Origin of the sequence: Daejeonella sp., assembly GCF_037719425.1 — a bacterium.
GTDB lineage: Bacteria > Bacteroidota > Bacteroidia > Sphingobacteriales > Sphingobacteriaceae > Daejeonella.
The window spans coordinates 1-20,284 of record NZ_JBBJNI010000071.1; the positions used below are offsets into that span (position 1 = coordinate 1).

Sequence of the window (20,284 nt, forward strand, 5' to 3'; positions counted from 1 at the left end):
GCTCCCAGTTTGGTGATGCCCGCGTTGTTGATACGCTCAAGAGCGCCAATCCACAATTGAAGGTCCGGGTTCACTGGGTTCTTAACCAGTACCGGAACGTCAACACCTTTTAAAGCGTCAGCAATTTCCTGTACAGTAAAGGGATTCACAGTTGAACGTGCGCCAACCCAAAGGATGTCAACACCTGCAGCCAAAGCTTCTTCAACGTGTTTTGCAGTAGCAACTTCAACGGCTGTAGGCAAGCCTGTTTCTTCTTTAGCACGCTTTAACCACTCCAGGCCGATGCTTCCAATTCCTTCAAATTCCCCCGGTCGGGTACGCGGCTTCCATATACCAGCTCTTAGCACTGAAGCTTTGCCTGTCTTTGCAATTAAATGAGCTGTCGCTATTAATTGATCTTCTGTTTCTGCACTACAAGGTCCTGCAATTAATAATGGCTCGCTTGTTTGCTTAAGCCATGTACTAATTGGCTGTAGTTTTAAGTTAAGTTTCATTTTTGAAGTTGTATGTTATAAGTAATAAGTTCAGTTATAGTTGATTTTGACGCGCTACATTTACGATAAGATTTCATTTATTTACCAGTTGCCGGTTGCCAGTTACCTGGCTGGGCGGCTACTCAAAGGGGTGATTGCCGCGCTTCGCCTGCCTACCGCAGGCAAGCTCGCAATGACATTAGCCCAGTTTCAGTTTTCAGTTTTCCACTTTCAGTTCTCTTTTTCCGTTTGCCGCGCTTCGCTCGCAATGACATCCGCCCAGTTTCAGTTTTCAATTTTCAGTTTGTTTTTCCGTCTTCTCATTGTCAACTGTCAACTGTCAATTGTCAACTCATCTAAACCTTATCATTCTTCACGTATTCCCCCATTATCGTAAAGTTCACGGTATGCTTTAAAACCTTACGGATAGCTACATCATAATCGGGCTGGTTTTTCCATTCTATATCTACGTAGAAGTTGTATTCATTTCTTTTTCCAAGTACCGGCATTGACTGGATCTTGCTGAGGTTAATGTTATGATCGGACAAGATATTCAGGACCGTAGCCAGGGAGCCAACCGAATTTCCAACCTGGAAGCTTAAGGAAGCTTTATTGAAAGCAGCATTCTCTTGTGGCTTGTCGGTCAGGATCAGGAACCGGGTATAGTTCTTTTTATTAGACTCGATCCGCCGCTCCATTACTTCGAGGCCATATAATTCGGCAGCCAGGTTATTTGCAATGGCAACGGTATCTGTCAGATTTTCTTCGCGGATCTTCTTTGCACAGGCTGCTGTATCCGAGCTTTCGATCACCTGCAATTCCGGGAAATCATCAAGGAAGTCGCTGCACTGGCGGATAGCGATAGGGTGAGAGGTTACATACTTAATGTCCTCAAATTTCACTCCGGGTAATGCTAAAAGATGCAGCTGGATAGCAAGGTAAACTTCTCCGGCAATAGGGAAGTTGTATTCGCGCAGCAGGGTGTAGTTCGGCAGCAGGCTTCCGGCAATCGAATTTTCGATGGCCATAACCACGTAGTCGGCTTGTTTCTGCTTCATTACCTCGCAGGTGCGCTTGAATGAATCGCACTCAATCGTTTCGATGTCCGTACCAAAGAACTTAAACGCCGCTTCTTCGTGAAAAGAGGCCCTTGTTCCCTGGATTGCTACGCGTTTCTTCTGCATTTTAATGGTCATAAAAAAAGTCCCTGCTTTTGGCAGGGACTTTTTGCGAATTTCTTATAGATTATTGCATATTCTCCCCGCTCTTACTGTGGATAGTAAAAATAAGCGAAGTAATATGTGCTGTTAATGTTCATTTTTTGTACTGTGATCCAAATGTACAAAGAAAAATGACTTTGTCAAGGGGAAAGTAATTTTTTTATACCAAAGGCTGTTTTGGTATTTGGGATAAAAGAGAAAGTGGAGGCTTTGGGCTGGTTAATTGGAAAGGGTGGTTTCATGAGCTCCTCTCTGGGGTTTCTCTTGGAGGTTCCTCTCCGCCCCAGGCGGATCGGAATGACGTAATGTGTGGGGGCTGGAGATTTCTCCGAGATAGATGCAAAAATTATTTACTTGGGCGTTGCCCCGTGGTGCGGGGCCGGGCTTTACACTTCAATCTTTTTACGCTTCGCGAAAAAAGGATTTCCGTTTCAATCCCTAACGCGAGTCCTCTTCACGATGGAATTTGAGGTATCAAATGGTATTGCTTAACTTACAGGACTCTATGGAACCAGAGATGTCTCTAGCTTCAGTTTTCAGCTTTCCACTTTCAGTTATCAGTAGTAGAAGTGTAGTAGTCAAGGCTCTCAAAAATCTCCTCTTCCGTACAAAACATATCGAACCCGCATTTGCCGATTTCACTCAGTAAAGAAAAGTTGATCTGGCCTGCATTATTCTTTTTATCATTCTTCATGATCTCAAGCAAAGCAGGGTAGATTTCTTTTTTCAGTTTGTATGCCGGGTAAACGTCTTTTATAGCTTGTACCGTTTCGTTCAGGTCTGACTCGCTTAGTCCGTTCTTTTTGAATGAGAGGCATGCTTCGCAGATAAAGCCGATAGCAATCGCTTCGCCATGGAGCAGGGGTGATTTGCTATGTGTTAAAGAATGGCTTTCTACCGCATGGCCTATTGTATGACCGAAATTAAGGATCTTACGCAGGCCTTTTTCAAAGGGATCTTCTTTCACCACTTCGTTTTTTATTTCAACAGAGCGGTAAATGTGCTCGCCACTTAAGCCGGAAGGGCCGGCTTTTTTTACCATTTCAAAAAGCGAGCGGTCGTATATCAGGCCGTGTTTGATCACTTCAGCAAAGCCGGAGCGAACCTCGCGTTCGTCGAGGGTTTTAAGGAAGCCGGTGTTTATAAAGACAGCTTTTGGTTGGGTGAAAGTTCCGATGATGTTCTTAACGCTGTCCATGTCAATGCCTGTCTTTCCGCCAACTGAAGCATCAACCTGTGAAAGCAGGGTAGTAGGAACCTGTACAAAATCTATCCCTCTTTTAAAGGTAGACGCAGCAAATCCTCCCATGTCGGTGATCACGCCACCGCCCAGATTGATCAGGAGGCTGTTGCGTTCAGCGCCAAAATCAAGAAGCATGCGCCAGATCCCGATACAGAAATCGATGTTTTTATTCTCCTCACCGGGTGTTACTTCGATCAGGTCGTAATCAAAACCTTCCAATACTTCCTGGACTGCAGGCAGGCAGTGGGTCTCAGTATTGGTATCAACAAGTATAAAGACTTTGGTGTATTTGCTTTCGGAAACGAATTTCTTCAATTCCTGCAGGCTGTTCTCAAAAAATATAAGGTAGCTTATACTGTTAATAGGCTTCATTGTACGTTTATTTTTGTGCCGTTGTATTCAACAATATCCCCGCGCCTTACTTTCAGGCGCTTGCGAAGATCGACTTCCCCATTGCATTTTACAAGGCCATCGAGGACGACCAACTGCGCCTCGCCCCCGCTTGCTACCAGGTTTGTTGCCTTAAGCAATGCGATGAGCTGTATATATTCCCCTTCTAATTTGAAATCAGGCATGTGGCAAACTTACAAAATTGTGAGGAATTAGGGATTAGGGTTTAGGTATTAGACATGCATCGCCAGCTATGCCCGGTTTATTGTACGTTCGCAGTCTTGATTCCTGATACTTGATACACTAGTGTCCGGTTAAAACTTGAAACTCGACAAAACATGTTCTTATGCTTTCCTCAGGAGATTATTTGCTAATTTTTTAAAAGCAAGCCCCAAATAAAAATTAAACCAAGCCTGACCCGAAGGTGGTCACATGTTTATAGTAGCTTTGTGTATCCGGTTTCCCGACCCTGAAGGTGGTCGTATGTGTATTAAATTGTCACATGCGACCACCTTCGGGGTCGATTTGGCAGAAATTTCTATAGCTATAAATATACGACCACCTTCGGGGTCGAAAAATGAGATATTTTACCGGACACTACTGATACTTGATACTTGGTTCTCCTTTGCTACCTTTGTGCAATGCACAAGCCTGATGCTAACCAATTGAAGCCTGTCCAAAAGGCCCTTGACTTTAATGATACCGAAATCGCCTTCAGAGGGAACTCAAATTCCGATCTGGAGCGTGCGTATTGGCTGTTTAAGATCATCAGCGTTAGACTGCTGACTAAGATCGGCCCGCCCATGAGTAATTTCGCCATGGCGATAGGATTACCTATTAAACCATTGATCAAAGCCACAATTTTCGAACATTTCTGCGGAGGGGAAACTATTGAAGAATGCGAAAGCACCATAAGCCAGCTCGATAAGGGCGGGGTAGGATCGATTCTCGACTATTCAGTTGAGGGTGAAGATGAAGAAAAGGTCTTTGATGAAACCTGTGCGGAGATCATGCGGACGGTGACGCGTGCTGACGGCGATAAGCGCATCCCGCTGACGGTGTTTAAAGTAACCGGCCTGGGCAGGTTTGAGCTGATCGCCAAAAAGGATGCAAAGGAAACCCTCAACGAAGAGGAAACTGCAGAATTTCAACGGATATCTAACCGGATCAACCAGATCTGTTCTTTAGCTCATGAGCGCTCGGTAAGAGTGATGATCGATGCCGAAGAAAGCTGGATTCAGGATAGCATTGACCAGCTGGCATTAGAGATGATGCGGAGATATAATCAGAACAACCCCATCGTTTATAATACTTACCAGCTTTACCGGATTAATGTGCTTGAAGGTCTAAGGCAGGACACCAAGATTGCTTTCACTGAGGGATTCATATTAGGTGCGAAGCTGGTACGTGGTGCATACATGCAGAAAGAGCGGAAAAGGGCAGAAGAAAAGGGCTATCCATCACCAATAAATGCAACGAAAGAAGAAACCGATGCTCATTATAATGACGGCTTGCGGTTCTGCGTCAATCATTTAAATACTATTGCGTTTGTGGCCGGCACACATAACGAGGAAAGCTGCCGATTGCTTGCCGAGCTTTTAGACAGCAAAAAGATCAAACATAATCACGACCACGTTTATTTCTCGCAGCTGCTGGGAATGAGTGATAACCTGAGCTTTAACCTTGCCGAAGCGGGGTATAATGTTGCAAAGTATGTTCCTTACGGCCCTGTTAAAGCTGTAATGCCTTATTTGTTTCGGAGAGCTGAAGAGAATACTTCGGTGGCGGGACAAATGGGGAGGGAGCTGAAGTTGATTGTGAAGGAGAAGAAGAGGAGGAATAGTATCAAGTAGCAAGTATCGACGGAGTATCAAGTAACTAGAAGCAAGAATCAAGACTTCCACACAGCGGTTAGGAAAATACCTTTAGACAGGAGTACCCCGATTTCGCGAAGTCCGGGACCTCCTCAAGACGGAAGCGTACCGAATCTGTTAACACAAACTTAAAAGTACCTTCCCCAAATCTTGATACTTGATACTAAATACTTGATACCTTATTCAGGTACCGGAGTATCCAGCTGCCTCAGCAGATCATCCGCATTATCATCCGCATACATGCCATACCCATTGATCAGGGTGCCTCTTACATCATGATGCAGTGATTTGATTGCATATAGCACCGAGTTGTCATCCGGATCGCTTGCACCTTCAAAACGATATACTTTAACAATTTCAAATTCTTTCGGGCTTAAGGTGATATCACCACTTTTAAGCTGGTTATTGTGAATGTTGAAATCATGGGTAAAGCCCTCTTCTTTCAACTTATTTAAGGTGCCCACAAGGGTCGGTTCTTCTATTGGATTTGCCATATAGGGATAACAATATGGGGTTGGGAATTGTTTTTATTGAGTGGAGAGTGAATTAAACTAGTATCAAGTATCAGGTATCAAGATGGGCCCATCGTAGACTTTATCCCGCCAAATACCGGCGTAGTAAACTAAACCAATAATTAGGCTTCTGATTGCAATTCTGGGAATAAATTCACAGGATATCGGCCTCTGACTTGATACTTAACTCTTGATACTCAAAGAATTCCCGCCCCATATAAAAACCCCTCCAGCGTCTCATCCGCAGTTAATAGGTGCGTTTGCAATCCCAGATCCGCTGCTGTCTTCAGATGCTGCGGACTGTCGTCTATAAACAAGGTCTCCTCCGGCTTAAGGCCATGGGCATCCAGTACGAACTGGAATATATCAGCGTTCGGCTTTCTCATTTTCATAAGGTGGGAGTAATAATCCTTTTCAAAGAATACCTCGTTTGAAGGGAGATTAAACTCGTTCTTCAGGTACTCCATGATCCACTTGTAATGGATCTCATTATTATTGCTCAGCAGGAAAGTACGGTAATTTTTCTTCGCCTTGAGCAGTACATCGTGCGTGCCATCCGGGACACCGATCAAAAGCGTATTCCAGGCATTGTCAATCTGTTCATTAGTTAAAGCGGGGTGTTCTGTGATCCGCCGGATACCGTCCCTGAACTCATCCGAAGTAATGAGCCCCTGTTCAAATTCGTCGAACAACGGGTCGTGGCCAGTGTGGGCGAAGAAGCGTTCTACATTTTCAATCCCTAGTTCTGTAAAGCTATGCTGAGTTCGTTTAAAATCGATCCGGAAAATAACGTTTCCGTAATCAAAGATTATATTTTTAATGGTGCTGGTGTTCATTTTGTATTAGTATGCTGTTTTAGGCGAGCCCGGTTAATAGCACTTGGCGTCCGGGGTGCTAAGTTATGAATTTGTCGCGCACGACGAGGATGTGTGTATGTTTATGCTCCTCCAAGGGGAGCTGTCAACCTCTTCGGCTGACTAAGAGTCATTATGAAAGCCGCTAAATAAAATATCTTTTACATCGCACGGCCTTGTTTGAAGAAGGTTATGGCTGGCTGGTAAAAAACCCGCTTCCCACTGAAACTCCGGGTCGTATTAATCAGGATGAGGACTAAATTCAAAACGTATAATCCAAAGATCGAAAGTAGCATCATTTCCGTACGACCCAAATTGACAATATTGAGGTTGCTGGGGAACCACAACTGGAAGTTAAAAATAAAGACTAACAAAAATGTCCAGGTAATCTGAAAGTTCAAAACCTTATGAGCAGCGGGCGTCAACTCTTGCACTTTGTGACGATTCAGGCTCCAGATCAGGAATGGTATTATAAAGCCCAAGAATGGAAATACGAGGAAGCTTAATGCTGAAACGTTCACCAGCCCGATGAGTCGGTTGTTCCCACCATCTGAGTATTCTAAAAATTCTCCTGCGGGAATATCGAGTGCGGCTGCTATTCTTTTAAGCGTATCTCCCCGGGCCGTTGTTTCACCATTTTCAATCCGCTGCACGGTGCGAAGGCTCAACTGGCTGCGTTCGGCAAGCTGTTCCTGGCTCATGCCGGCTTTAGTTCTAAGCGTCTTGATCTTATCAGCGAGGTACATGTTTTTCATCTGTATATAGTTTGCTTTTAAAGGTAATGAACCTGCCTGCCGGTAGGCAAGGCTATCATGATTTTATTCATTCCCCTGGCTGATTGGAAAAATCATGATGGTTTCATAGCAGGTTGTGACACAAATGTATCTTAAGAATTTAATAAACTATTACGACTTCTCTGCGTCATTTTTACGCCAAATGACTACTTTCCCGCATTCCTCTTCAACGCCGCCATCGCCGTAGCCACTTCCCTCCTATCCGAATTCACAGAACCAGCAAAACTTGTCAGTTTCTTAAAATACATACCGCTTTTCGCGGGATTGCTTTTTTCTGCCGCTATTGCTGCACCATACAGCCCGTTAAATCGATTGGGGTGTTTTTTTAAATTAGCTTCAAATGCGATTAAAGCTTCGCCGGGCTTGTTCATCTGGAGCAGCATTTCGCCCAATAGTTCGCGTGCCGGCAACACTTCCCCCGGAGTTACGGGGTGCTTTTCGGTTGCGTCCTCCACATCGGCTGCGAGCTTCATCAGCTTCAAAGCCTGCTCATTTTTACCTTCTTTAAATAAGATCCAGGCTTCAGCAGAAGTTAACTGGATTTTCACCTGATTCGCTTCATAAGCCACCCCGCGACTTGCGAGCGTGTCATGACTAACGCCCAACTGCTTAAGTTCGGCTTTAGCTGCAGCGATATTATTTGTATTAGCCAGCCCAAGGATCCTGGTAAAGTGAACGATGGCTTTTTGCCATGGATATTTCTCCCACGGAAATGCTTCGGGCAGCAGTTTCATCTGGGCGGCTTCTTTCCAGTTCTTGTTCTCCAGCACATAGCGGGCGGGTATGGCGGCATAGGCATACGCCACTTTAAAGTTTACCGGGCTGACCTCCTTTATTGTTTTCAGGTAATCCCACTGGCCTTTTGCAAGCTTATTGTCGCCCTGCTGCAAATAGGAATACATCAGGTAATCCATGCCATGCAGCTCTTCATCCCAATGGCCTTTAAGGCCGGCGTTTTCAGCATAGCATTTGGCAGAGGATGTTGCAGCGAGGTTAGATTTAATATTCTCATCCCAAAGTCCCAGCCTCGTAAAAATATGAGATGGCATATGCTGGGCATGTGCTGACGAAGGAGCAATTGAGGCATACTTTCGTGCTGCCGGCAAGGCCGCTTGTGCCAGTTCCGGATAATCGTAGCTATGAATGATGTAATGAACGATGCCCGGGTGATTCGGCTGACCCGGGTATAAAGAGCTTAATATGCGGAATGCTTTCTTCTGATTCTTAAAAGTTTTGTCGGCTGGGCTGGCTGATGCATCAAGTGACAGCGCATAAAAGATCGCAGCTTCTTTATCCTCGAGATGGCTCAGGTGGATCTTTTCCATTGCCTTTTCGAAAGCAAGACAGCGGGTTTTATGATCTTTTGTATCCCAGTTCGTATAAAACACTCCGAGGGCATCAATATACTCCGACTCTCGCTTTGTCTTTTTGGTTTTACTCTTAGCCAGGGCAATCGCTCTAGCACCCTTTATTAACTCAGCCTCTGAAGGAGGAGCCCATAGCGGATGATAAGCTGACATCGCCACCCCCCAGTAGGCCATCGCACAATCCGGTTCTTTCTCAATGACCTTCGCAAATGCTTTTTCTGCTTCATCGTATTCGAAAGAGTGAAGGAGGGCAAGGCCCATATTGAAATCGTTTTTTACGTTCTCCGAACATGAGGTTGCAAAATTCACCGAGCCAAACTCTTTCTGAGGCGGGCCGCACCAGGCAACGTCGCCGGTTTTGAGATTCATTTCTTTTACTGATTCATCAGCGGAGATAGAGTTTCCTCCTGAGCATGAAGCCAGAATAGCTATCATCGCTGCAGACAAACACAAACGAATTGGAAGTACTGTTTTCATGATGAATAAGTTTTAGAGAAATGACTGATATTAAAGATATTAAATATTGAATTTAAAGAAGACACATTCAATATTTAAATATAGATCAGACCATTAGCCTTGCAAAATAACAACCGGAATGATCCCTGCAGATAGCCGCCATCCTCAGACCTCCGCCCTCCGGTGTCAGTCGCCGAATTTCAGAACAAGTTATTTTTGAATTGTATTTTAGAATGACACAGGATTTGTGTAAAATTGCAGCCTTAATCAATTCCGCGTTTGCGGGAGTGAGCGCCCATAGCTCAGTTGGTTAGAGTAGAAGACTCATAATCTTTTGGTCCCTGGTTCGAGCCCAGGTGGGCGCACCCAGTACTCCTTCAAAGAAGTACGAAACCCTGTAAACTACTTGATTTACAGGGTTTTTTGTTTAATTCCCTTTCAAACAACTGCAAAGAAATTCAAGGTTCTCGGTACCTATTCGGATACCTGTTTTCAGTTTCTACCTTTGAGGTACCAAAAAGAGGCTTAACGATCTAATATACAGATAATTAAGCCCTATCCTTGAGAGGAAAACGCTGTCAATCAGGATGTAACAAATGAATTTGGAAAACCTGGAAAATTGAATTTTATGAAAACATCACAGTCGTTTGGAGTACACTTTACAGTTAGGGCAGACAAAGTCAAAGAAGGCAAGGCTCCTATTTATGCACGCGTGACAGTTAATGGCCAGCGAATCTCAATGGCTTTAAAGCGGACAGTTGACCTCGGTAGTTGGGATGCCGGACGTGGGCGTGGGAAAGGTGTCCGGGCTGAGACCAAAGCGCTGAACAATTACCTTGAAGAAGTTCGCTTAGCGCTAGGCAACTGTTATCAAAACCTTGTTCTAAAGGGAAAGATGGTTTCGGCAGAAATGGTAAAAGACGGATTTCTTGGATCATCGGAAGAAGTTCACAGCTTGGCTGAACTTTTTGAATACCACAACCATAGTGCTGCCAGTACTCTAAAATGGAGCACCTTAAAACATTACTACGTTACGCAACGGTACCTGGTGAAGTTTATACAGGCTCAACATAAGACGACTGACGTTTTCCTCCACGAGCTCAATTACAAGTTCATCCAAGACTTTGAGACTTATTTGAGGAACCACAAACCGAAGGATCATCAAAAGCCATTAAACAATAACGGAGTAATGAAGCATATCATCCGGCTTAAGAAAATGGTCCACATGGCTATCCGGCTTGAATGGATGACGAAAGATCCTTTTACTAACTACCGGCTGAAAATTTTAAAGGTTAACCGCGAACACCTTTCTGACCGGGAACTTTCTGTGATGGAAGGGAAAGAGTTTTTAATCGAGCGGATCGATATGGTACGTGATCTGTTCGTGTTCTGTTGCTATACGGGTCTGACTTATGTAGACGTAATCGGGTTGACTCCAGACCACATCGTAGAAGCATCTGACGGCGAACTTTGGGTTCGAACATGCCGCCAAAAAACTGAAATTCCGGTAAACATGCCAATGTTGCCCCAGGCAATACGGATTTTAAAGAAATATAATGGAAACGTTCGCTCGCTGGCGAATAATACCATTTTCCCTGTGATATCTAACCAGAAGGTAAATAGCTACCTGAAAGAAATAGCTGACCTCTGCGGAATCAAGAAGAATGTAACCTTCCATCTTGCGCGTCACACGTTTGCTACTACGGTAACGCTTTCAAATGGTGTTCCCATTGAAACAGTTAGTAAGATGCTGGGGCACACCAAAATAGCAACAACGCAGATTTACGCGAAGGTCTTGGAGAAAAAAATTAGCGAAGACATGGCAGCTCTCAGAAAAAGATTGGCCTGGACGGCCAACTGAATGTTGAACCTGATAAATTAAGAAGTTATGAAATTTAATAATAAGATTTTGGAGGATATAAAGACCATTATAGCCTCCGCTCGTCAACGCGCTGTACAATCAGTGGATCACGAACGGGTTATCATGTACTGGAACGTGGGGCAGCGAATATTTGAGGAAGAGCAGGAAGGTAAGGCTCGTGCGGGATACGGTGACCAACTGATCAAATACCTGTCTTCGGCGTTACAACCAGAGTTTGGGTCGAGTTTCTCGCCACGGAATCTTGGTTTCTTTCGGCAATTTTATCGCACGTTTCCAATTGTGAACGCACTGCGTTCACAATTGTCTTGGACCCATTACAGGAAGCTAATAACCTTACAATCTGACGATCAGCGGAACTTTTATATCGCAGAAACGGAAAAAAATACATGGTCAGCAAGGCAGTTAGAACGACAGGTTGATAGCAATTTGTACGAGAGGCTTTTGATTAGCAACGACAAAGAAAGTGTATTGGCGGTTGCCAGGAAAGAAAAACATCCGTCTGATGCGAAAGAAATCATCAAAGACCCAATGATTCTCGAATTCTTAGGCTTGAAGAGGGAATCTGCATACTACGAAAGAGATTTGGAAAGTGCGTTGATAACACATCTACAAGATTTCCTATTAGAACTGGGTAATGGATTTGCCTTCATAGCACGCCAAAAGCGTATTCATCTTGATGGTGACGATTTCTTTATCGACCTCGTACTTTATAATCGGCTTCTCCAATGCTTCGTAATCGTAGAGATCAAAACAGGTAAACTGACTCACCAGGATATTGGGCAGCTTCAGATGTATGTAAATTACTATGACCGCATAGAAAAAATGGCGCACGAAAGCCCAACCGTCGGCATATTATTATGCGCCGATAAGAACAACTCGGTAGTTAAATTCTCCTTGCCTGAAGGTAATCGGAACATCATCGCTAGCAAATACGAACTATACCTTCCATCCGAACAGCAGTTAATGGATGAAATCAATAAGGAGGTCGAAAAGCACTAGCCCGTGCTTAAAGCCTACTAAAAAAAGTTCATGCCTTGGTAAGAAGGCATGAAGAATAGAAAAGTCTGCTCCCCAACTTTGCTGTCCAAACTCTATTACTATGGGAGCAACAGACAACAAAAGAACAGATGAAAGAAAGCCACGACTCTTTCGCGAGCAGCTGGTAACCGTTGAAGATCTTATTGATTTCCGTGAGGCGCTTCTAAACGACTTGCGCAAGCTTATCGCTGCCACTTCGGGCGGTGTAGCTAAAAAATGGCTTAAGTCGGCTGAAGTACAGGAAATGCTAAGAATATCTTCCGGGAAACTTCAATACCTGCGGGATTCCGGAGTGATTCCATTCACAAAGCTGGGCGGAGTGACCTACTACGATTCCGAGGAGATCGATCAGCTTATGAAGTCGACATCCAGCAATCCAATGAAATTGGTATGAGACGAAAGGCTAAGCGACGGTCGGCAACTATACGGGAGAACCAGTGTGAAGAAAAGCTATCTGGCGGGTTCGGCGTAGACGTGCCTCCTGTAAGTGCTCATGTCAAAATATACTTCTTGCAAAAAGGATTGACTGAGCCGGAAGCTGAGGCCTTTTTCATTGCGTTTAATGCAGTGGATTGGAAAACTGGTAGTGGAAAACCTATTCGGAACTGGAAGGTACTAGCATCCGACTGGATCTTCGATTCGATTCAACGAAAAAAACTGCGGAGACGGCAATCACTATTCCAATGAAACTGAACTAATACCGCTAGGGAAGCTACGCTCTATACTTATGTAAATACAGAAATCTATAAAACCACATTTTTAGGAATCTACAATTATGGGAAACATTATCACAATCGCCCACCAAAAAGGGGGCGTCGGAAAAAGCACACTAGCCGTTAACCTGGCGCTATGCTTTCAGGACCAGTTAAAGATAGCATTAGTAGACACTGACCTTCAAGGGAGTCTCTATCACAGCCGAGAAGAATTTCCGGGCTTAGAGATTGTAGGGGCTAATCGATTAGAAGATATTGCTGATTTGCCGCACGACCTGGTAATCGTAGATACGCCGCCTTACTTATCTAATAAGTTGCCTAATCTCTTTGCTCAATCCAATTTCATTTTGGTACCTACCAAAGCGGGTTTCTTTGATGTAATGGCCATCCGCGCAACCCTTGCTCTTGTTCATGAAGCACAAACTATAAACCCACAACTAAAAGCAGGGATTGCGCTGAACATGGTCAAGCCAAGATCAAGTATCACCGCTGATGTTGCCGATCTGCTGGAGTCATTAGGAACGCCTCTTCTACGAACAAGAATTCACGACCGCGTGAGTATTGCACGATCCTCTATCACTTCTGGAATTTTGCATAGCACTGATAAAAAAGCCATAGAAGAGATCACTTCCCTAGCCGAAGAAATAGTCCAATTGATCATTACATAATTACAGATGTACATAAGTACAACTTTACATAAATGCAGCTTTAAAGAATTGCAAATTTTTGCATTGCTGCAATTACATAAATAAAGAAATGCAGGATTATAAAAGCAAGCTCGGCAACCTGGCTGACAAACTGAAGAAAGATCAGCCTAAGACCCCGATCCAGGAAGTGCATCCAGTAAGGGTTGCAACGCCGGTAAAAGTAAGCGAAGTTCAATTGAATACCTGGATTCCCAAGACCTTGTTAAAGCAGATTAAAGCTTATGGCCTTAACCATGAACTTTCTCTCAAGGAGATCAATATTAAGGCACTTGAGTTATTCCTAAGCCATAAAAGCAAATGATTATGAGTAGCTGCCAACAGAATTTCAGACCGCTGAAATTTATTCAGACGCAGGTTCAGACCGCCTCTTCGGAGCAGTCAGCAAGATGTACGTTTGTCGGACAAACGATATCTTGCCCTCCTTCCGAAGTCAGTCGGGACTATGGTAAAAATCCTCCAAAGTCGGATTTTTTAACGCCACGCTTATGAACGAGCAAGTATCGAATAAGACCAGAAAAGTGACCGTACGATTCGGACGGGAAGAGTTCAGACAAGTCGAAAGCAGTTTTAGAAAGACCACCTTCCGCAAACTGAGCGAATATGTCCGCGCGATGTTGTTAGGCAAAGCCAAAACGGTCATCTACCGAGACCGATCCATGGACGAACTGTTGGAAGAACTGATTCTGTTGCGGCGGGAGCTAAACGCAATAGGCAATAATTTAAATCAGACGGTGCACAAGCTCAACGCTGCTCCTGATATTCCGGAATCAAAATTTTGGCTGTCGATGATCGCTACGCTCCGCGACAAATTAGAACCTCAAGTTGGGACGATCAAAGAACGGATTAATCAATTTTCAGAACAGTGGTCTCAAAAATTATCAGCGGGAAAAGCATCATCGGAGCGTTGAACTACAACGAAAGGAAGGTGGCACAAGGCAAAGCCGATCTCATCGCTGAGAATGGATATGCAAAGGATATATCTAAGATGAACTTTTACGACAAATTACTACGACTAACAGACCTGGCCGAGCGGAACACAAGGGTTGTTACGAATACGGTCCACATCTCTCTGAACTTCGACCCTAGTGAGCGTATCGGTACTGATCGGTTGAGCGAGATAGCAAAGGATTATATGGAGCGCATTGGTTTTGGCGATCAGCCTTTCCTTGTCTATGAGCATACCGATGCCGGACATCCGCATATCCATATTGTTGCAACGAATATCAAACCTTCTGGTGAAAGGATCAGTCTTCATAACCTTGGTCGTACAAAATCTGAAGAAGCGAGGCAAGCCATCGAACGCGAGTATGGACTCGTGCAGGCTAAGAACAAGAGCCGTATTCTTCCGGCCGAACGCGACCAGGTGCGAAAGGCCGAATATGGAAAGATTGATACTAAGCGGGCAATCACGAATATAGTTAACGAAGTTGTTCGGAATTACCGCTTCACAAGTATTCCGGAAATGAATGCCGTGCTGAATCAGTATAACGTAACCGCCGATCAGGGATCGAAGGAATCAAGGATGTTTCAGAAAAACGGTCTGATGTATTGGATTATAAATGACTCTGGAAAGAAACTCGGGTTGCCCATTAAGGCTAGTAGCATATATTGCAAGCCGACGTTGAAAACTTTGCAAGACCGATTCACTGTAAATGCGACTCTGCGAAAGCCGATGCGTGAACGACTGAAAGTTGCGATTGATAGGGCAATACAACGCAATCCTACAAAAGATGAGTTTACCTGGCGTCTGAAGCGCGAGGGAATTCATGTTGTCTTTCGCGTGAACGATCAACAGCGATTGTACGGGATTACCTTCGTCGACCAGCGGAATCGATGCGTATTTAATGGTAGTGATCTGGGCAAAGATTACAGCGCATCCGCATTGTCAAGTAAATTCTCGTTAGATCGCTCAGCCCCACAACAAATTTCAAACCCCACAACTGAACGGAAAGGCTCCGAACCCGAAATACGGAATGATGCGCCTCAGCACAGCAACTTGCTACCTGATCTTTTAAACCCAGAACATACAGGTGAAGGCTCTAATACTCTATTCAGACGAAAAAAGAAGAGATATAAACGTAAGCTATTATGAATACCGGAGAAAATACCCAAGGCCTGCGCAAGATAGCCGACTTTACCCGGCTGCTTAGCATCGCTATCCTACTGATCCATTTCTACATTCTCGGCTATCCAGCGTTTAGAGATTGGGATCTAGTTAGTTCAATCACCGATCGTGTGATCGTAACGATAGCGCGACTGAGCATATTTCAATCAGGAATGCAGTCGAAGCTTGCTGCTTTGCTGCTCTTAGTTGTATCGCTGATCGCGGTAAAAGGGAAAAAAGACGATTCTCTTAAATACAAGACTATTTGGGCCTACGGCTTGACCGGGCTCATTCTCTATTTTCTACCAGGCTTGATGGTTAGTCATGACTCCAATAACGTAGGCTATGTGGCTTACATGGTTCTGACCGGCATTGGTTTCATTCTCATGTTGACGAGCGGAACACTAATCTCACGTCTTTTAAAACTGAATCTATCGAAGGATATATTTAATCGAGACAACGAGACTTTTCCACAGGAAGAACGATTGCTGGACAATGAGTTTTCAGTGAACTTGCCAGCCATTTATCGTTTTCAGCAAAAAGAACACAAGAGTTGGATCAATATCATCAATCCGTTTAGAGGTACGCTTGTCTGTGGAAGCCCCGGCGCCGGGAAATCTTATTTTGTCATCAGGCATATTATCACTCAACATATTGAGAAGGGATTCTCCATGCTGATATACGATTTTAAATATGATGACTTATCAAAAATTGCCTATAACGCTTTGCTTAAGAATAGCCGGGCCTACCAGGTTAAGCCTGCATTTTATGTAATCGACCTGGAAAATATTCAGCATCGCTGCAATCCCTTGGAGCCCCAAGCAATGAACGATATGACGGATGCTGTTGAAGCTGCACGTACTATTATGCTTGGCTTAAACCGCGAATGGATAAAGCAGCAAGGTCAATTTTTCCCGGAGTCCGCAATTACGTTTGTAACTGCCCTTATCTGGTTTTTAAAGAAGTATGAGAACGGAAAGTATTGTACTCTACCCCACGTTATAGAGCTCGCTTTGTTGGATTACGACGATCTCTTCAAGTTGTTGTCATTAGAGAAAGAGATTGACGCCTACATCAACCCATTCATGTCCGCGTGGAAACGTGAAGCTGATGAACAGCTAGAAGGCCAGATAGCGAGTGCGAAAATTGGACTGGCTCGGTTAGCGTCGCCTCGACTTTATTACGTTTTAAGTGGTGATGATTTCAGCTTGGACATCAACAATCCTGAAGCGCCTAAGATTATATGTCTCGCCAATAACCCTCAAAAATCGCAGGTGTTTGGTGCAGTATTGTCGCTTTATGTGAACCGCATAAACAAGTTAGCTAATCGTAAAAACCAACAAAAGTGTAGTATGATCTTCGACGAATTCCCTACTATTTATTTCAACGGTATCGATAACCTAATAGCAACTGCACGTTCAAACAAGGTCGCTGTTACTCTTGCCGTTCAGGATTTCTCGCAGTTGAAGAAGGACTACGGAAGGGATCAGGCTGAAGTCATCATGAACATTATTGGCAACGTAATTTGTGGACAGGTTACCGGGGATACTGCTAAGCAGCTGTCCGAACGGTTTGGTAAGATCCAACAGCAGAAGCAAAGTACTTCGATCAATAGCTCCGACACCTCGGTGAGCATTTCAACCCAGCTTGACTATGCTGTGCCAGCTTCAAGAATAGCGGCGTTATCATCAGGTGAATTCGTGGGTATGGTTGCTGATAACCCGGATGAGGAGATTGACTTGAAGATGTTTCATAGCCGTATACAAAATGATCATGAGGCCATCACTCATGACGAGAAAGAATATGCCTCAATTCCGAAGGTTAGGATTGTTGACGACGCGGCTATAACGATGAATTTTCAGCAGATCAAGGACGATATCTGTAACTTGATTACAAAGTAAACGTGTCCGCGCGATCTTTCTCACTAGTTTATAAAGGCATTTGAAATAAGCTGCCGGAACTGAGTACAGAAACACCAATGTATCGCAAAGCTCATTGAGATTATAAACGATTACTTCACAATTAGAACAAGCCGTTTCTTTTACCAGTTTCACTACCGGCTCGCATAAAGGACAACCGCTTGTAAATACTTCAATAATTTTTTTCTGACTTTCCATGATAAATTTATTTAAATATTATGGAACAAAGGTCAGTGAAGGGGTGGGGTGTCTTGCAAATATTATTTTCAGATTATTTTCTTTACGCTTAGCTAGGGCTGGAAGAGTTTTTCGATGAACACGAAGCTAGCAACTGTGGTTTTTGTATGGGAATCAAACCGTTGTTAAACCATATCTATCCTTTCCTTGTTCCACAAAACTTATAAGTGCGTTCTACTGACCAAATTTCTTTTTTTAAAAAAGCGCTAAGTGTAAATATTAGTATATTTTTTAATGAATATATGGAAATACTGGTAAAATTGACCACCCTAAACCGGAGCAAACCGACCACCTAAAAGGCGCCATCACCCTTGACCATTTCCAAGTGAGAGAAGAGTTTAGTAGCATTGCAATACATTATCCGGAAGCCCATCAGGCAGGCCTGATGGCCCAGCGCTGAGGCCAGGAAAGACTTTCCAATACCGGTCTTCGGTAAGAAAACGTTTGATCTGTCAGGTTGTTGATGATATACCGACTATTTTAACATAAAAACTCATACCTACGATATTATAGTAATTGGCTGTGGCTCAGGCGGGCTTAGTGTTGGGCTTTTTATGAATGAAGCCGGCTTAAAAGTTCTGATGGTTTCAAAAAGCGATCATGATATTGGCGGTGATTGCCTTAATGATGGTTGTATACCCAGCAAAGCTTTTATTCATGTAGCGAAAATAGCGCATTATGCAAAGCAGGCCGGAAACTTTGGGTTGCAAGTAAATGGCAGCATTGATATAAAAAAAGCGACTGAGTATGTACATGCCCGGCAGGAAGTGGTTAGGGTACACGAAAATGCTGCCTGGCTTACAGAGCAAGGTATCGAAGTAGCATTAGGTGAAGCTTTTTTTACAGGCAAAGATGAAATTGAAGTAGCCGGTAAAAAGTATAGCGGAAAAAAGATAGTAATTGCTGCTGGCTCACGCCCGAGAAAATTAAAACAGCCGGGCATTGAAAAAGTAGAGTATTATGATAACGAAAGCATCTTTAATATCCCGAATTTACCGAAGCGATTGCTGGTAGTTGGCGGTGGGCCAATAGGAATTGAAATTGCTCAGACCATGAACCGTCTGGGCAGCAAAGTAACGATTGTTCATCAGGAAGAAAACATACTGGAGCATGATGATAAGGCCGTGACAAGGATTTTATTGAAGCGTTTTACAACATGAAGGTATTGAATTTGTATTAAACGCCCAGACAGATCATTTTCCTTCTGCTAATGAGGCCGTAGTTAAATTGAAGGATGAAACGGAGCAAATCGTTAAATTTGATGCTGTGTTTGTTGGCATTGGTCGGGAATTAAATATCGAAACTTTACGGCTAGCAAATGCGGGTATCGAAATTGAAAACAATAAAATTGTAGTAGATAAATACCTTGGAACAACAAACAAAAACGTGTTTCTATGCGGTGATGTTGCCGGGAGCTTACAGTTTTCGCATGCTGCAGAATCTCATGCCAGGATTCTGCTAAACAACTTCTTTTCACCCGTCCGCAAAAAGCTGAACAACGACCATATATCCTGGGTTACGTTTACCGATGCGGAAGTTGCCACATTTGGCTTAAATGAAAAACAGCTAAAAGATAGAAATATAAACTATGTACAGCTAGAACAGGATTTCGAAGATGATGACCGAGCTGTTGTAGATAATTACCAGTATGCCAAGTTGATACTCTTTATAAGCACGAAAGGCTTTTTAAAAAAGCAAAAGATATTAGGAGGTACGATGGTGGCGCCAAATGCGGGTGAATTAATTCAGGAACTGATTCTTGCTAATAACAATGGTTTATCTCTCAACGCAATTTTTAACAAGGTATATCCTTACCCGGTAGCAGCACGGATCAACCAAAAGGCAATTCTTCAATATAAGCAGCAGGGCTTTACTGCGGGAATAAAAAAAATGCTCCGACTGCTTATAAAATCTTCAATTGATGGAATGGTGGGAAATGTTTAAAGAGTGGTTTTTGGGCCTTGGCGAAAATTATGGTGTTAACCCTTATATTTTTGGAAGCATTTATATTGGAGCTATACCTTTCTTTTTCGTTTGTCTTGGCTGGACTATCAAGAATATTCGCAGGAAAAAATCGATTATTATTCCTGCCATGCTTACCGGTCTATTTTTCATTTCTGCTTATTTTTATTTGCTAATTGCCGGTAGAAACATTCCGTTATGGGTTTACGGATTTATTGCCGTGTTAATCATCTATGGTATTTATTCTTCGATAACTAAAATAAAGGACAAAGCAAAAGGTATTTGAGGTTGGATTCCTTTTTTAAACAGGTAGTACATTATAATAAGTTTTTGGCTTGGGATGTTCGAATTAAAACTCACACTGAGTGCACTATAGAGAATACTTATAATTGAAGGTTTTCGAGAACAAGTCTTGTAAGTAAGTGTTAATAATAGATGCCGAGGAAATTTATAAACACTGTTTTAATAAAACGAGGATAGTGTATCGACATTTCAAAAATTGAACTATCTGATTTATTAACTAAAACCAAAAAAATGGA

20 protein-coding genes, 1 tRNA gene and 1 pseudogene are annotated in these 20,284 nt (G+C 43.4%); 14 read left to right on the forward strand and 8 right to left on the reverse strand.

The window, feature by feature from the left end; genetic code table 11:
* The 4 genes and pseudogenes from WKF69_RS10730 to WKF69_RS10745 all read right to left on the reverse strand — a co-directional run.
* A pseudogene (locus tag WKF69_RS10730) lies at positions 1-494 on the reverse strand (3-deoxy-7-phosphoheptulonate synthase); the annotation flags it as partial.
* A 335-nt stretch (positions 495-829) separates the two neighbouring features.
* Positions 830-1,657 (reverse strand): prephenate dehydratase, encoded by an 828-nt coding sequence (locus tag WKF69_RS10735; protein WP_340381778.1) that lies wholly within the window; start codon positions 1,655-1,657, stop codon positions 830-832.
* Positions 1,658-2,243: 586 nt separating this feature from the next.
* Positions 2,244-3,308, reverse strand: a complete 1,065-nt coding sequence (aroB, locus tag WKF69_RS10740) for a 3-dehydroquinate synthase (RefSeq protein WP_340381780.1) — start codon at positions 3,306-3,308, stop codon at positions 2,244-2,246.
* Positions 3,305-3,511: an RNA-binding S4 domain-containing protein gene (locus WKF69_RS10745; RefSeq protein WP_340381782.1), complete on the reverse strand. Its 207-nt coding sequence runs from the start codon at positions 3,509-3,511 to the stop codon at positions 3,305-3,307. Before WKF69_RS10745 ends, aroB begins: the two co-directional genes overlap by 4 nt.
* A gap of 456 nt (positions 3,512-3,967) precedes the next feature.
* Here WKF69_RS10745 and WKF69_RS10750 point away from each other — a divergent pair, with 456 nt between their 5' ends.
* Positions 3,968-5,179 (forward strand): proline dehydrogenase family protein, encoded by a 1,212-nt coding sequence (locus WKF69_RS10750; RefSeq protein WP_340381784.1) that lies wholly within the window; start codon positions 3,968-3,970, stop codon positions 5,177-5,179.
* Positions 5,180-5,379: 200 nt separating this feature from the next.
* Here the strand turns inward: WKF69_RS10750 and WKF69_RS10755 are convergent, their stop codons facing one another.
* From WKF69_RS10755 to WKF69_RS10770, 4 genes are all read right to left on the reverse strand, one after another.
* Positions 5,380-5,694, reverse strand: a complete 315-nt coding sequence (locus tag WKF69_RS10755) for a phosphoribosylpyrophosphate synthetase (RefSeq protein WP_340381786.1) — start codon at positions 5,692-5,694, stop codon at positions 5,380-5,382.
* 215 nt (positions 5,695-5,909) lie between these two features.
* Positions 5,910-6,548 (reverse strand): HAD family phosphatase, encoded by a 639-nt coding sequence (locus WKF69_RS10760; protein ID WP_340381788.1) that lies wholly within the window; start codon positions 6,546-6,548, stop codon positions 5,910-5,912.
* Between the two features lie 179 nt (positions 6,549-6,727).
* The gene (locus WKF69_RS10765; RefSeq protein ID WP_340381790.1) at positions 6,728-7,321 is read right to left on the reverse strand and encodes a helix-turn-helix domain-containing protein; all 594 of its coding nucleotides are present in this window, start codon (positions 7,319-7,321) and stop codon (positions 6,728-6,730) included.
* 185 nt (positions 7,322-7,506) lie between these two features.
* The gene (locus WKF69_RS10770) at positions 7,507-9,204 is read right to left on the reverse strand and encodes a hypothetical protein (protein ID WP_340381791.1); all 1,698 of its coding nucleotides are present in this window, start codon (positions 9,202-9,204) and stop codon (positions 7,507-7,509) included.
* 270 nt (positions 9,205-9,474) lie between these two features.
* Between WKF69_RS10770 and WKF69_RS10775 the strand changes: the two genes are divergently transcribed.
* The 13 genes from WKF69_RS10775 to WKF69_RS10835 all read left to right on the forward strand — a co-directional run bounded on the left by WKF69_RS10775 (position 9,475) and on the right by WKF69_RS10835 (position 20,031).
* Positions 9,475-9,548: transfer RNA gene (locus WKF69_RS10775), tRNA-Ile, on the forward strand.
* A 263-nt stretch (positions 9,549-9,811) separates the two neighbouring features.
* Positions 9,812-11,044, forward strand: coding sequence for a site-specific integrase (locus tag WKF69_RS10780; protein WP_340381792.1), 1,233 nt, complete (start codon positions 9,812-9,814; stop codon positions 11,042-11,044).
* 27 nt (positions 11,045-11,071) lie between these two features.
* A complete protein-coding gene (locus WKF69_RS10785) occupies positions 11,072-12,064 on the forward strand; it encodes a PDDEXK nuclease domain-containing protein (RefSeq protein WP_340381793.1) in 993 nt (330 codons plus the stop codon).
* A gap of 100 nt (positions 12,065-12,164) precedes the next feature.
* Positions 12,165-12,497 carry a helix-turn-helix domain-containing protein gene (locus WKF69_RS10790; RefSeq protein WP_340381795.1) on the forward strand — a complete coding sequence of 111 codons (333 nt, stop codon included), beginning with the start codon at positions 12,165-12,167 and terminating at the stop codon, positions 12,495-12,497.
* Positions 12,494-12,790, forward strand: a complete 297-nt coding sequence (locus WKF69_RS10795) for a hypothetical protein (RefSeq protein WP_340381797.1) — start codon at positions 12,494-12,496, stop codon at positions 12,788-12,790. The genes WKF69_RS10790 and WKF69_RS10795 overlap by 4 nt, the downstream gene beginning before the upstream one ends.
* A gap of 88 nt (positions 12,791-12,878) precedes the next feature.
* A complete protein-coding gene (locus WKF69_RS10800) occupies positions 12,879-13,484 on the forward strand; it encodes a ParA family protein (RefSeq protein ID WP_340381799.1) in 606 nt (201 codons plus the stop codon).
* An 88-nt stretch (positions 13,485-13,572) separates the two neighbouring features.
* Positions 13,573-13,824: a hypothetical protein gene (locus WKF69_RS10805; protein ID WP_340381801.1), complete on the forward strand. Its 252-nt coding sequence runs from the start codon at positions 13,573-13,575 to the stop codon at positions 13,822-13,824.
* Positions 13,825-14,008: 184 nt separating this feature from the next.
* Positions 14,009-14,431, forward strand: a complete 423-nt coding sequence (locus WKF69_RS10810) for a plasmid mobilization relaxosome protein MobC (protein ID WP_340381803.1) — start codon at positions 14,009-14,011, stop codon at positions 14,429-14,431.
* On the forward strand, positions 14,386-15,615 hold the full coding sequence (locus tag WKF69_RS10815; RefSeq protein WP_340381805.1) for a relaxase/mobilization nuclease domain-containing protein: 1,230 nt from the start codon (positions 14,386-14,388) through the stop codon (positions 15,613-15,615). Before WKF69_RS10810 ends, WKF69_RS10815 begins: the two co-directional genes overlap by 46 nt.
* Positions 15,612-17,528 carry a conjugal transfer protein MobC gene (gene mobC / locus WKF69_RS10820; protein ID WP_340381807.1) on the forward strand — a complete coding sequence of 639 codons (1,917 nt, stop codon included), beginning with the start codon at positions 15,612-15,614 and terminating at the stop codon, positions 17,526-17,528. The genes WKF69_RS10815 and mobC overlap by 4 nt, the downstream gene beginning before the upstream one ends.
* A gap of 764 nt (positions 17,529-18,292) precedes the next feature.
* The gene (locus WKF69_RS10825; RefSeq protein WP_340381811.1) at positions 18,293-18,943 is read left to right on the forward strand and encodes an FAD-dependent oxidoreductase; all 651 of its coding nucleotides are present in this window, start codon (positions 18,293-18,295) and stop codon (positions 18,941-18,943) included.
* 4 nt (positions 18,944-18,947) lie between these two features.
* Positions 18,948-19,727, forward strand: coding sequence for an FAD-dependent oxidoreductase (locus tag WKF69_RS10830; RefSeq protein ID WP_340381813.1), 780 nt, complete (start codon positions 18,948-18,950; stop codon positions 19,725-19,727).
* Positions 19,705-20,031, forward strand: a complete 327-nt coding sequence (locus WKF69_RS10835) for a hypothetical protein (protein ID WP_340381809.1) — start codon at positions 19,705-19,707, stop codon at positions 20,029-20,031. The genes WKF69_RS10830 and WKF69_RS10835 overlap by 23 nt, the downstream gene beginning before the upstream one ends.
* Positions 20,032-20,284 lie beyond the last annotated feature (253 nt).